The 13,284-nt window shown below is 59.9% G+C and carries 11 protein-coding genes and 1 pseudogene; 5 read left to right on the forward strand and 7 right to left on the reverse strand.

Annotated features, from left to right (window positions below):
• Nucleotides 1-626: 626 nt before the first annotated feature.
• The 3 genes and pseudogenes from VIM12_RS14230 to VIM12_RS14240 form a co-directional block, all read right to left on the reverse strand.
• Nucleotides 627-893, reverse strand: coding sequence for a hypothetical protein (locus tag VIM12_RS14230; protein ID WP_331942321.1), 267 nt, complete (start codon nucleotides 891-893; stop codon nucleotides 627-629).
• A 1,519-nt stretch (nucleotides 894-2,412) separates the two neighbouring features.
• Nucleotides 2,413-2,871, reverse strand: coding sequence for a hypothetical protein (locus VIM12_RS14235; protein ID WP_331942322.1), 459 nt, complete (start codon nucleotides 2,869-2,871; stop codon nucleotides 2,413-2,415).
• A 177-nt stretch (nucleotides 2,872-3,048) separates the two neighbouring features.
• Nucleotides 3,049-3,308, reverse strand: a pseudogene (locus tag VIM12_RS14240) (integrase); the annotation flags it as partial.
• A 390-nt stretch (nucleotides 3,309-3,698) separates the two neighbouring features.
• Between VIM12_RS14240 and VIM12_RS14245 the strand changes: the two are divergent.
• Nucleotides 3,699-4,922: a lactonase family protein gene (locus VIM12_RS14245; protein WP_331942323.1), complete on the forward strand. Its 1,224-nt coding sequence runs from the start codon at nucleotides 3,699-3,701 to the stop codon at nucleotides 4,920-4,922.
• Between the two features lie 831 nt (nucleotides 4,923-5,753).
• On the opposite strand, the gene VIM12_RS14250 is transcribed toward VIM12_RS14245, so the two are convergent.
• Complete coding sequence (locus tag VIM12_RS14250; RefSeq protein WP_414691792.1) at nucleotides 5,754-6,986, reverse strand: MFS transporter; 1,233 nt, start codon at nucleotides 6,984-6,986, stop codon at nucleotides 5,754-5,756.
• A 94-nt stretch (nucleotides 6,987-7,080) separates the two neighbouring features.
• On the opposite strand from VIM12_RS14250, the gene VIM12_RS14255 reads away from it, so the two are divergent.
• A complete protein-coding gene (locus VIM12_RS14255) occupies nucleotides 7,081-7,527 on the forward strand; it encodes a helix-turn-helix domain-containing protein (RefSeq protein WP_331942324.1) in 447 nt (148 codons plus the stop codon).
• Nucleotides 7,528-8,279: 752 nt separating this feature from the next.
• A complete protein-coding gene (locus tag VIM12_RS14260; protein WP_331942325.1) occupies nucleotides 8,280-8,771 on the forward strand; it encodes a hypothetical protein in 492 nt (163 codons plus the stop codon).
• Between the two features lie 109 nt (nucleotides 8,772-8,880).
• Here VIM12_RS14260 and VIM12_RS14265 read toward each other — a convergent pair whose 3' ends face one another.
• Nucleotides 8,881-9,798, reverse strand: coding sequence for a LysR substrate-binding domain-containing protein (locus VIM12_RS14265; RefSeq protein WP_331942326.1), 918 nt, complete (start codon nucleotides 9,796-9,798; stop codon nucleotides 8,881-8,883).
• Between the two features lie 110 nt (nucleotides 9,799-9,908).
• Here VIM12_RS14265 and VIM12_RS14270 point away from each other — a divergent pair, with 110 nt between their 5' ends.
• Nucleotides 9,909-10,658 (forward strand): sulfite exporter TauE/SafE family protein, encoded by a 750-nt coding sequence (locus VIM12_RS14270; RefSeq protein WP_331942327.1) that lies wholly within the window; start codon nucleotides 9,909-9,911, stop codon nucleotides 10,656-10,658.
• A 69-nt stretch (nucleotides 10,659-10,727) separates the two neighbouring features.
• On the opposite strand, the gene VIM12_RS14275 is transcribed toward VIM12_RS14270, so the two are convergent.
• Both VIM12_RS14275 and VIM12_RS14280 read right to left on the reverse strand, forming a co-directional pair.
• Nucleotides 10,728-11,597 carry an alpha/beta hydrolase gene (locus tag VIM12_RS14275; protein ID WP_331942328.1) on the reverse strand — a complete coding sequence of 290 codons (870 nt, stop codon included), beginning with the start codon at nucleotides 11,595-11,597 and terminating at the stop codon, nucleotides 10,728-10,730.
• Between the two features lie 135 nt (nucleotides 11,598-11,732).
• Nucleotides 11,733-12,590, reverse strand: coding sequence for a LysR family transcriptional regulator (locus VIM12_RS14280; protein WP_331942329.1), 858 nt, complete (start codon nucleotides 12,588-12,590; stop codon nucleotides 11,733-11,735).
• Nucleotides 12,591-12,672: 82 nt separating this feature from the next.
• Here VIM12_RS14280 and VIM12_RS14285 point away from each other — a divergent pair, with 82 nt between their 5' ends.
• Nucleotides 12,673-13,053, forward strand: coding sequence for a tautomerase family protein (locus VIM12_RS14285; RefSeq protein ID WP_331942330.1), 381 nt, complete (start codon nucleotides 12,673-12,675; stop codon nucleotides 13,051-13,053).
• Nucleotides 13,054-13,284: the final 231 nt, after the last annotated feature.

Here is a 13,284-nt window from a genome sequence, read left to right on the forward strand (position 1 = left end):
CCTATGAGTGCCGAATGTCCGGTTTTTTTTCTGTCGGCTGCGGCCAGAATACCGATACCAAACACCAGGGTGATCGACGCGAGGATCATGATCCCGCGAGGGATGTGCTTGCGGACCACTGTGTTTTCCGGCCGTCCCTGCTCGACCCATATGCCGATTCGCATACCGACGCGTGGCTTGAGGGCGACCAACATGTCGTAGAAAGGATCGATAGCCGACGCTGCAGAAAAGCGCGAACAGAACGTCATAGTGTGACCGACGTATTCGCTGTTCCCAGCATGATATCGAGAGGCCACGCGCGCCGAAGGAGTCGAGCGGTACGTAAGGCTACCTGACCCCAAGTCCGCTTGCAGCAGAAGCGCTTGCTGCTGCACCATTCGACCGGATCCTGCCACATCCCGTCCGCATTCACTCCAGCCAATCAATCACAAAGACGGGAGGATTGATGCGTGGACGAGCGCACGCAAGAACAGGCGTATTAAGTGCATTTGTCAGTTTCCGGTTATCGTCCGAATTCGACCCTGAGCCGCCAGTCGATCACGCGGCAAGCGGCGTCTGACACCGGAATTAGGCTGCGCCGCGAAGCGGCGTCAGCTTGGACGAATTGTCAGGTCTCGGCGCCTGCACTACCGGCGACCAATGCCCAAACCGACGACCTTGCCTGCCCCGACCGTAAATCTGATGTTCTCGGTTGGAGTGAGGTACTCATACACCTTGAAGCCCGGTGGCGACTCTTCAGGTGGAAGGATCGCGTGAGGCTTGCCCGCAATCTTGAGCATCTTCTCGACGGAGTCTCCCAAGGCCACAGTACCGCGCTCGAACTTCACGATCTGCTGTGCGGCGGCAGGCATGAGCACCGCAAGGAGCACCGCGGCTAGCAATTGACGACGCATGCTGGAGTTTTCCCCAAGTGGCCTAACGACGTAATTGACCGGCGCGCTGGGCGCCGGCGTCGAATCGTAATCTGGAAACAGAACAGGTCACTTCTGATCTCCTTTCCTTGCTTTCATCCTATCCCGAACACCTTGCGTGGCATTACTGGTTCAGTCCGCGTTCGACTGCAGTGTAGGGGGAAAATGTAGTAGTGGCAACAGTCCGGACTTGAATCAGCGCGCAGCAGGAAGGTCCGGTTGTGGCCGTCTGGCGCCTGCCGGTGACCTGCGCTTTCGACCCGAAGCGGACTTTCCACAGGACGGAAAACTCGCGTGTCTGACCAGATGGAACGCGACCCGGAGCGACCAGTATTTATACTTGAAACCGACTAGCTTCCCGTTCCTGTTTCAGCACGGAGGCAATTCAATCTTGTCGGCGGGTACAAAATGAACGTCTTCCCATTTCTTTGAACCCGACCGAAGGTTTTGCGACAGTTTATAAGCGTTAATCGCCTTTTGCGTTCTATCCCGGAAACGCCCTTCGTACTCAAATTCTTCTACAACGCTCATCAACTTGTACCGGACCCTCGGTGCAAGTGGATCTGACTTCGTCGGACTTACCTTCCTTTGATACACCAACCTGTACCCGACGTCCTGAGTTCCCGGTGCGGCGGTTGTCTTGTCCTCCTCAGTAAAGGGCGCTAGCCACTCGGTAAATGCCCCTTGAGGAATAGATTCTGGTAACTTGTACCAATATTTAGTTCCTGATCGATGCATCGCGCGAAACCACGTCGCCGTGAGGAACTCTGGTCTAGTCCTAGTGCTCAGCTCATAGACCGGTTGCTCCCGTGTCGTCCGGCCCCTTAGAGAAATTCCACGCAAGCTCTCGCCGCCTGAATGCCCAAGGTGTCGGACATCTCCATATCTGGCATGCGGCGTGGTTATGTCCGTATCCCTTATACCTTGCACTAACTGCATCAGATGAGCCACGCTGCGATGTCTGGCACCGAGTGCGCTGCGATCTCCGAATGGTATATCCGTCGTGCTGCGAGCATTTCCTTCGTATCCGACACGCCACCTGGAACGGTTATGAGCCCAGTTAACCGCGAGCGGGTCAATGGCACCTTTGTAAGGTCCAGTTCTATTGGTGCAAGACTAACGGTTCGGTCTGGCACACATACCTGAACAATTACCCGAGGCGCAGACAGATACTCAACATTGATTTCTTGCGGATAGGTTAAATCAACTTTTGCATTATGAGGCAAGCCGCCGCAGCCGAAGAGGACTGAAAGCAAGCAGCCGATGATGACGGCCTGCGTCGCGTTGATACCAGTTCTTTTGCACCAAGCTGAGCCCGCCAGCATTGAATAGATTCCTTTAATCCAAGCCACTTTTATAGTGTCGCGAGAATGTCGCTGAAGGAATGGCGAGTTTCTGCGCGAGATAGTGACCGGTCCCGACCCTAACCAGACATTCGCGCTACGAAAGCGATCGCCCAAAGCGGTGTTGTGAAGGGCCTCTCGACCGCCCAAGAGCACAGCTACAGTATCTGCGGGTCATCAGGACCAGAAGGCTTCGCATGATTGGCGACTATAAAAAACAAGACAGATAAAGACAAGAAGCCGCCGGGTGCACCAATCCTTGAGTACTCGCCTGCAAACAGTCTTTCCACTAGCAGCACAATGCCGGCAATCAAAAATAGTGAGCCGAGTACACTCCAAACTATAGGGGGCATTATTGAAGCGGCTCGGTCCTTCCGAAAGAAAATCAGGCGAAAGCCAGCAACTAAACAGAAGAGCGCGATCATCGAAAAAATGGTCACATAAATGAAGGGTTCAGCCGGCAAGCTTCCATAGTAAGTAACCTGCTTATATACAATTGCCGCAGATAAAACGGCAAGGCCTACACCGCCGGCAAGAGCGATCAGCCCAAGCACAGGAAGCATTGCCCGTAGCAGTGACCTTCGAGACTCGTAAAAATCGGGCATTTGTGACTGCATGCGTTTCCCCTACATGGCTGAACCAAGTTGGATAGTTCGGCCCCATTATGCACGGAAGCCTATCGGTTATATAAACAGGCAACTCTCGCTGCTACTCGGCAGGCTGCGAAACGAATGTGACTTTCTAGCGAACGTCTGCTTCTGGCCGATAGCGGACTTCTACGATCAGCTAAGCGATCAAACTTCTGTTTGTTCAGCTATTCCAGCGCATCATCTACGTCATTGCCAAGATAACGAACGGTGCTTCCCAGCTAGGTATGCCTAAGAAGCAACTGGACTGGCCTTATATTTTTTGTTTGTTGGTAAATCAATGTTGCCTTAGTCCGGCGCATGGAATTGATGCCACAGGCAGAGACTTCTAAACCTATGGACTCCAACCATGATTAGACAATCCGGGCATATTGCATAGTCGGTAGAAGTGGAGACGTAGAATAGCGAACACTCAAGCCTCACAACAATAGTCTGCCAAGCTGCCATACGGTTATATAAAGGAGCAATCCAGGTGCATACACACCGAAGAGACCGGCGCCAATGGCATCAAACAGAATGACCTACGCTCTTTTTGCGCTGGTACATCATCTGCCGCTCTTGCATAAGCTGTCATTAAATCGACATATCGCCATGGAAATAATTCGGTAAGATTGAGGATTCATGAATAATAATAAGTGCAATACGTTTGAAGGGTAAATATGGCGGCAGCAAAGCAAGGATGGACGAAATGGGCATTGTGCAGTGCTCTGGTATTGGCTGGATGCGGAGGTGGCGAAAGCAAGAATCCTCCGGCAGGTTCCCCGTCTGGACCTCCGTCTGGATCTGACAGTTATGCCGTGAACATAACGGTCAGCGGTTTAAACGGCAGCGGGCTGGTGCTGCAGAACAGCGAAGGAGACGATCTTGCAGTCGCCTCCAATGGCCTAAAGACATTTTCTAAGCGGCTGGCTAGCGGATCGGCCTATGCAATTAGCGTCAAGTCCCGGCCACGATCTCCCTTGCAAACCTGTACGGTCAGCAATGGCACCGGCAACGTGGCATCCGAAAACGTGACGAACATTACCGTTACCTGTGCAGACGTAGTATCGCGCTTTGCATATTCACCAGCTGGTCCGGGCTGGAGTACAGTTTCAGCATACAAGGTAGAGTCTACCGGTGCATTGACCAGCCTGACACCGGCCACGGTAAGTGCTCCTGGCGGTCCATGGAGCAGCGCTGTTGACCCGGCCGGGCGATTTCTTTATATAGGTAGTGATACTTCCGTTTACCGTTTCAGGATAGATGGTGCAGTCAGCCCAGTAGGCGTGCCGGACAGCAGAACCACCATTAATTCTGGCAATGGCACAAGAACTGTTGCTGTTCATCCCAACGGAAAATTCGTTTATGCAGTTAACTTTTTTAGCGACGATATTGCCGTCTTTAACATCAATGCCGTTGACGGCAGCCTGAGCAGTGCGGGTCCACCAGTGCCAACAGGGCAGCAGTGCGAAAGGTTCTTCTTCGACCCCACAGCCACTTTCGCTTATACCATCTGCCTTCCTGAGCAAAAGGTATATGGCTACCGCGTCAATGGCGATACAGGTGCGTTGACTCCCCTGGGTGAAGTGCTGTCGGTAAGTTCAGGAGGCTACGCCATTGCAACCCATCCTGAAAAACGCATTCTTTATGCGGTGGATCCGGCCAATAACATGTCGGCTTATGCCATTAATTCTGATGGGTCTCTCAGCCTCATCGGGGCCGGCGTGCCATCCAGTGCGGCGTTCAGCTTGGTGGTCGAGCCGAATGGAAAGTATGTTTATGCCGTCAATGGGGCCGCGATTAGAGTGTATTCGGTAAACACGGATGGCAGTCTGTCGTTCACTAACACTGTGAATTTCGGTACAGGCATGGCGTACCAAATCACGTCTGACGCCGCCGGCAAATTCATCTATGTGGCTCATACCACTGCGGCGCGGATCAGGGTATACAGGATTGACCCGGCTGATGGAAACCTGATCAACGACGTTCCAGGCTCGCCCTATGTAGTATCAGGTACCAATAGTGTTGTAGTGACGTATTGACGACTTGTACACGGCCAGATAAAAAGGGGCAAACTCGCTATCGAGATCTAGGAACTGCTCAAGGGGGCAGAGGCATTAAAGAGTGGAATGGTTTTCATGCCTCTGCTATGCCGTATCGGCCCTAATTGGCCGATCGCGAACACCTTCCAGCAACGCGTCTCTCGAAAGAGCTAAGTCGACGTGGACCAGCCCAGGCACAGCGCCTGGCCCCCGTTACCGTTCAGCCGTCCCCTCCCTGATTACAGAGGTCGGCAAGGAAAGGGATAGCTCTGCGCCGCCTGTTGATGACTCCACGGGCAGCGTGTGTACAAGCCGGGCGGTTTTCCTGCGGATGGGGCGACGTGCAACCCTGTGGACAGGAGCAGTGGCGCTTGCGTTGAGCCATGCTCAACTTTCACTGTCAGAACAGGCACTTAGGGTACATGCCCCAAGCTTACCCACAGACTTGCCCACTGAAACCGGGGATAAGTCTACGTCTACACCTCGCCTGTCTTTTTAGCACCGGCAGTCAGATCAATCGCAGGCCGTGGACAACTCCCTACGGGAGACCGCGGGGATAACCGGATGGACAACGGTGAGCCGGTTGTCCACTTGGTGACCGCCTCACTTGCCTACCGCGGCCGGTGAGGCATAAACGCCAATTCATCGCCAGCTCGAAGGCACGTCCTTGCACAGCCTCGCCCTGGTTGAGGCTGATGAGTGGATACCGCCGCTCCCCGCCAAAGTGCCGCGCTCCGTCGCTTAGCGCAGGGACTTCACGCATTGCGTGCTGATTCTGATCTTGGCTGGCCAGCAGAACACGTCGGAACATGTCCCGGTACTGCCTGCGCGTTAATTCGCCGATGTGGCGACCTTCATGTATGGCAGGGTTGCGGCCCAAAAAACAAGCGCCAGCAGGCTGACTGCAAACCCCAGGAGGCAGACGCCGAGCCAGCCAGTGGCTGCATAGACCGCTGTAGTCGACAGAGCCCCCATGCCACTCCCGACTGCATAGAAGAGCATATACGCACCCACCAGGCGACTATGTCCTTCTGGATGGGATCGGAAGATCAGGCTCTGGTTAGTGACGTGAATCGCCTGCCCACCGAGATCGAGCAGCACTATGCCGATGACAAGCCCCGTCAGTGACGTAGGCAGCAAGGACAATGGCAGCCAGGCGACCAGTAGCAGCACAAGCGCAGCCAATGTGGCGCTCTTCTCAAATCCCTGGTCCGCCCAACGACCAGCACGGGCCGCAGCGAGCGCGCCCGCAGCGCCAACCAGACCGAAAGCGCCGATGGCCGTGTGTGAAAACGCGTACGGTGGTGCGCTCAGCGGCAATACCAGCGCGCTCCAGAAGATGTTGAAAGCGGCGAACATCAGGAGCGCAAGCACACCGCGAATTTGCAGTACGCGGTTGTGCTGCAGCAGCTGGAACATGGAGCCGATCAGACGGAGATAGCTCATTCTCCGCAGTGGGATCGCAATGCGGGGCAGCCTTGACCAGAGCAGCACGGCAAGCACGAGCATTGCCACCGCGGAGCAGAAGTAAACCGAGCGCCAGCCAGCCATGTCGCTGATGCCTCCAGCCAGCACCCGGGCAAGTAGCAATCCGAGAAAGACACCGCCTTGGGCGGCGCCTACCACGCGTCCTCGCTCATTCTCTGTCGCAGCACTGGCAGCGTAGGCTATAAGCCCCTGCGTCATTGCAGTTCCAAGCGCTCCCGTCAGGAGCATGGACGCGAACAGCATGGCAGGGGTTCGCGCCAGGCCTAGGAGGACCAGGACGGCCGTCAGCATAAGTGCCTGCACCAGCATCAGGCGTCGACGCTCGAGAAGATCGCCAAGCGGAACGAGCAACATCAGCGCAAGAGCGCAGCCCACCTGCGTTGCCGTGACCACGCCACCTATCGTCGCAAGAGGAAGGGAGAAAGCCGTCGCCAACGCGTCGAGGAGCGGCTGGGCGTAGTACACATTGGCGACACTCAGTCCGCTCGCACACGCAAACAGCAGCACGGTGCTGCGAGGCATCACCGGCAATGAAGCTCCGTGGGCAGGGAAAGCGCCGGCATGTTCTGCTTGCATGAGTGCCATCTCCAACTGGTTTCAAAACGCTACCAGTTGAAGGATACGCGAATCGGTTTTAAACTGCAACCGCTTCTCAGCCGGCGAGTGATAGATGAACAACAGCAAGACTATGGACGCGCAACCCTGCCCGGTCGCTCGCTCACTCGATGTGATCGGTGACCGTTGGAGTTTGCTCGTGGTGCGCGACGCATTCGATGGCGTGCGCAGGTTCAGTGACTTCCAGCGAAGCCTTGGGGCCGCGCGCAATATCCTGTCCGACAGACTGCGTCGATTGGTCGATGCGGGAATCCTGGCGGTTCAACCTGCGGCGAACGGCAGCGCCTATCAGGCGTATGTTCTTACCGAGCAAGGGCAGGCTTTGTTTCCGATTGTCGTGGCGCTTCGCCAGTGGGGGGAGCAGCATCTGTTCGCAGAGGGTGAGCGCCACGCCGAGCTCATCGAGAAGAGAACAGGCAGGCCCTTGCATTTCATGGCCCCCCGCGCCGCCGATGGCCGTGTCGTGTCCCCTGATGAGACCGAAGTCCGAAAGCTATCCTAGACGCAGCACTTCAGCCTTGCGCCGCCGTACTATCACACGTTACCGGTCACGCTCCGAGCGCAAATGTCAGGCTTCGAAAAGGCCGCCTCTGGCCGCGGGCGGCGAAAGCAGACATTAACGCTGAGCTAGCCGGCTCGTTTGCGTGCCGGTCCCCGGCGACAAGTTATGAAGATGGCTCATTTGTAGCACCAAGACGAGACTCCAGGAAAGGAATGAACGAACATAGTTCCGGCTGCGGATTTCTTGTATTGGCCGTCTTTAAAAACACCACTGCGTCCTCTAGGTCTTGCTGGGTTGCTCCGTGACTTTTCGGTTCATCAACGATCTGCTCAGCCAAAATCCTTAGCGACGCCAGGGCAGACGCTTCTGGTGGGTTACTCCTGCGAATATGCGGCTGCCGCAGGATGGCCAGGCCTTCACGCGCCGTGGAAACAGCCTGCAGACGACATCACCACATGTCGGATGCCTCGGGCGGAACCGCAAGGATCCTGGCGCCACACAGCTCTATTTCAAGGAGCGCCGTAGCGATGCCAATCCAACCAGCGCGTGCAATGCCAGTCCCGCAACCCCATGGCAGCGACCCGGCCGCCGATGACAATGCCGGGGCCCCGGCCTCCAGACCCGGCCCCGCCGTCAGGCCAAGCGACGAGCGAGCGCCTGTACACGCCGCCGGCATGAACAGGCCCGCGGTGCTGAGGCCGCGTGACGAGGCGGCAACGAAGGTCGCCGCGGCGCGCATCTACCGCGAACAGGTGCTCTATCACCTCACCAGCGACGCCGGCAAGGAGTCGATTCGTGCGCGTGGCTTCCTGGCGGACGCAAAGTCGGCCGGTGCGGCATCCCTGGTTTCCGCAATATTCGATACCGACCCGGCGTTTCTTGATAACGCGCGCCGGCACCACTACGCCTTCACCGGCCTTGCTAGCGCCAGACAATTCCGCTTGTTATCTCCGGGCGGGCATGCCGTGGTGCGGTTCTTCCGGGATGGGGTTCCGTTCGAGCCGGATCCCGATTTTCATGAATGGGCAACGGCAGAAAGGACGAAAGAGGATATTCCGGCCCGCCAGATCCTCGGTTCGCGCAGGATGCCGGCAGCGCAAGGAGAGAGCGAGATGATGCGCGCGCTCCTGGCCGGGGAGGGCATCGATGTCGATATCGAGAAAGCGGGCCGGCTTTTGCGCGAGGTTCAGTCGGATTCCGAAGACGACTTTTCGCCGTCCGGAAGCGCTGGACGCCGGAGGTGAGGTAAGCGCGCCGACACCGAACAGGATTGCGGCGTGCGTCGCTCGCGCAAGCATCACGGGAAGAGGAATGCAAGGCCGTTTGCGTCGCACCTGCATCGCGGTCTGCCGCTCAGCCGTGTTCGATCCCTGCAGCTGCCGCATCGGCCATTCGTTCGACCAGGGCTTGTGCATGGCGGGGCAAGGCGGAAAAATCCCGCGCGCAAATCTGCAGCAGCCGCGACGCCCAGGCATCGGATAGCGGGCGCACGCCGAGGCGATATGCGTTTGCGCCGCGCACCGCAGCGGTCTCCGGGATGACGGCGATCCCGACGCCGGCGTGCACCAGCCGGCAGACAGCATCGAAACTGCGGACCCGGGCGCGCAGCCTGATCGTTCGTCCGCCGGTCCTCGCGTGCTGTGACAGGTAACGCTGCAGCGCGCTGTCCGCGGTCAGCCCTACGAAGTCGGCGTCCAGCAGATTTTGGAACCGGATACTGCCGGCCGTCCCCGCCTGCGTCCGCAGGCGCGCTTCATCGCCGATCACGACCAGCCGGTCACGCCTGAACGGACGGGTCTGCAGGCCGCCCATGTCCACCGAGTCGGCCGCGATGCCGATATCCGCGGCCCCGTCCCGGACGGACTTCACGATGTCGTAGCTCATGCGTTCTTCCACGTCGACGTCCACGTCCCCGTGGCGTGCCAGAAAAGCGCCGAGGATATCGGGCAGGAACTCGCTGAGCGCGGAGGTATTGCACAGCAGGCGCACCCGGCCCTTCATGCCGCCGCGGACCTCCGCCATCTCGCCGTCGAGCTGCTCGAGCTGCAGCGTCACGATACGCGCATGGTGCAGCAGGACCTCGCCCGCCCGGGTGGGCAACACGCCGCGGCTGTTGCGCAGGAAAAGCGGGGCGCCGACTTCGCTTTCCAGGTTGCGCACCCGCGCGCTCGCGGCCGGCAGCGACAGGTTGCTGCGCTCGGCGCCGCTGGTGATGCTGCCAGTCTCCGCGATGTCGAGCAGCAGCCTGAGGTCGGTAATGTCGTAGCGCATCGCTTCCTTCTCTCCTTCGCAGGCCTCTCGCTTCGCAAGAGACAGCCTTTTGCAAATGCATATCCGGAAGTGCTCCGGCTTGCGCAGAATACTTCTTCGGAGGAATTTACATGGAATTGCATCCCACCGCGCAGCTCTGGACCGCCGTCGCCGGCATCTTCTTCATTGCCGGCGTCACGAAGGGCGTCGTCGGCCTTGGCCTGCCTACGGTATCGATTGCCTTGCTCAGCCTTGCGATGCCGCCGGCCCAGGCGGCCGCCATCCTGATCATCCCGTCGCTCGTCACGAACCTGTGGCAAATGGTGGCCGGGAATGCCCTGCTGCCGCTTGCCGCGCGGCTCTGGCCGCTGCTTGCCGGGATTGTCGCGGGAACGCTTGCGGCCGGCATGCTGGCGGCGCCGGAGGTCGAGGGCCACGGCAAGACATTGCTGGGCGTGTTGCTGGTGCTTTACGGCCTGTCCGGTCTGTCATCGCTGCGGCTGCGGGTGGCGCCGGCCATGGAGCGCTGGGCGGGGCCGGCAGCCGGTGTACTGACCGGCGCGATCTCGTCGCTGACGGGCGTGTTCGTGATACCTGCCGTTCCCTACCTGCAGGGCCTTGGGCTGGACAAGGACGGCTTGGTGCAGGCGCTGGGGATGGCATTCACGGTATCGACCGTGGCGCTGGCCATCATGCTCGGGCTGCGCAGCGATATCGGCACGTCGGAAGCAACGCTGTCGATCTTCGCGCTGCTCCCCGCGCTTGCCGGCATGGCGATTGGACAGGGGATCAGGCAACGATTGAGCCTGAGCGTCTTTCGCAGATGCCTGTTCCTTGGTTTGATCGCACTCGGCGTGCATCTGCTGGTGGCCTCACGGTGACCTGTTGTCCCGGCGCGGGTGCCGGGTGGCGCTTTCCCCGATCGGTCGGGAGCGCGGTCCGCGGACGCCTCAGCCTGGATGGACCCGTCCGAGAAAGTCACGGACCAGCGCCACGACTTCATCGAGCCTCGTCTCCAGCAGCCAGTGTCCGCCATCGAGCAGGTGGAGCTCGGCATCGGGCAGGTCGCGCAGGTAGGCGCGCGCCGATTGTTCCGGCATGTAGCCGTCCTGCGGCCCCCATACGATCAGGGTTGGCGGCCGATGTTCGGCGAGGTAGCGCCTGTGCTGGGGGAACCACGCGCGGTTTTCCTTCAGGCCTGCAAGCAGGCTCACCGCAATCTCCTTGCGCTGCGGCGTCACCAGGGACCAGTGCAGGGCCCACAGGTCGGGCGAGATGCGGTCGGCCAGCTCCGGTCGCAGGTCGTTCAGAAACTCTTCCCTGAATGTCTCCTCGTTGACCGCTTGCGCCAGTTGCTCCCGCATCGCCGGCATCGGCAGCGCCCAGGTCTTTTCTATCTCCGCGTATTTCGGCCCCAAGGCGTCTTCGTAAGGAATGTCGCCGTTCTGAATGATCAGCGCGGCGATGCGCCCGGGATCCTTGATCGCCAGGCGGGCGCCGATCGGGGACCCGAAGTCATGCAGGTACAAGGCGAACCGGTCGAGGCCGAGCGTCTTCACGAAGTCGTCGAGGAAGTCGGCGTAGCCGTCGAAGCTGTAGTCGAAGTCATGCGGAGTCGCGCTGTAGCCGGCGCCCGGATAGTCGGGCGCGAGGAGGCGCCACCGGTCCGCCAGCCGCGGCATGAAGTTGCGGAATTCGTAGGACGAGCACGGGTAGCCGTGAGGTAGCAGCAAGGCCGGCGCATCTTCCGTTCCCGCCTCGCGGTAAAAGGCGTCGACATTGCCGACCCTGACCCGACGGTGCCGCAGAGCGTGTTCCATCACGAACTCCTTTCGCCATATTGCATGCCGCTTCGGTGTCGAACGCAACCTGCGCGCATGCTTCCTTTTCGCGCGGCCGGCAGAGAGACGTTGTCGCCGCAGCTGCCGGTGCCGCCCCCGGGGCAGGCCGGTTCGTCAGTTCCGCACTGCGCCCTTGAACGCTGCCGACAGCGCGGCAAGAGCCTTGCGCGCCTGGCTGTCCTTGACCCGGGTGTGCAGCACGACCGGCAAGCGCGGCAGCTCGGGAAGGCCGAGCCTCGGCCCGACGTCGACGGCGCCGAACGGCAGCATGCGCGGCGCCAGCGCCGCGACGCCCAGGCCGGCCATGACGGCTGCCGCCACCGTCGCGACGCCGCCACCGACGAACGTTTCCTTCCATGGCACGCCCGCCGCGTCCAGGAGCTGGCCCGCCATCACCCGCACGCCGCACGGCTCCGCCAACGTGGCGACCGGCAGCGGCTCGTCCGCGCGGTGCTGCCAGCCCGGCGCCGCAAACCAGCCGAATTTTTCCTCGGCAAGGACTTCGCCGTCGCGCCGCCCGGCATCCAGCCGGACGATCACCGTGTCGAGCTCCCGCCGGTCGAACCGTTGCAGCAGCTCGCCGGATGACCCGATACGGATCTCGGTCAGCAGCTGCGCGTCCTGGGCATTCATCCTTGCAATCAACATGGGCAACTCCGGTCCCGCGACATGGTCGCTGATGCCGATCGCGAGACGCTGCCGGGCGCCGGCAAACACGCCGAGCGCGCGGTCATGGACTTCCAGGAGTTCCCGCGCATGGTCGAGGAACGCGGCGCCCTGCACCGACAGCTCCACGTAGCGGGGGGTGCGCTCGACCAGCCGCAAGCCCAGCCGTTCTTCAAGCCGCTTCAGCTTCAGGCTGATTGCGGCCTGTGTGGTTCCCATTGCCTCGGCAGCCAGCGTGAAGCTGCGGAGCTCGACGATGCGGACGAAGGCCCGGACCGCGTCCAGGTCGAGGGTGCGCTCAATCATTTCAAATGTTTATTACTGGTATAAATGGCTATAGCATAACAGCATGGATAACATGGGGTTACCCATTTCGAAAGGACCTGCCATGCCACTTGCCCATATCGCGCTGCGCGCCGGAAAGCCGGAAACCTACCGGCAAGCCATCTTCGACAATGTCTACCGCGCACTGCACGAGACGTTCAACGTGCCGGAAGACGACCAGTTCATGACCATCACCGAGCACGACGCGGCGAACTTCCGCTACGGCGCGACCTATCTCGGCGTCAACCGGAGCGACGATCTCGTCTACATCCAGATCACCGCGAACAATACGCGGACCCTGGACCAGAAGAAGGCGCTGTTCCGCCGCATCGCCGAACTGCTCGCAGACAGTCCCGGCCTCCGGCCCGAGGATGTCTTCGTCAGCCTCGTCGAAGTGTCGAAGGAAAACTGGTCGCTCGGGCATGGGCTTGCGCAATATGCCTGAAGCGGCATTGCCGCCACTCGTCGCGCGCCGCGACGCCGGCATTCCCCGGTACTGCCGGCGTGTCGCGTCCTGCCCGTGCGCGACGAATCCGACGCCACTGCCCGGACCTCCTGCACGGCCGATGCAGTGCCGTCGGCGAGGCTTCCCACCACACGCTCCGCGAAACAGGTTCGCCTCATGAGGTAAGATTCCCGCTTCCCTGCACCGTCTGCAGCCGTGTAACTGAATCGG

Origin of the sequence: Noviherbaspirillum sp. (assembly GCF_036563305.1) — a bacterium.
Taxonomy (GTDB): domain Bacteria; phylum Pseudomonadota; class Gammaproteobacteria; order Burkholderiales; family Burkholderiaceae_D; genus Noviherbaspirillum.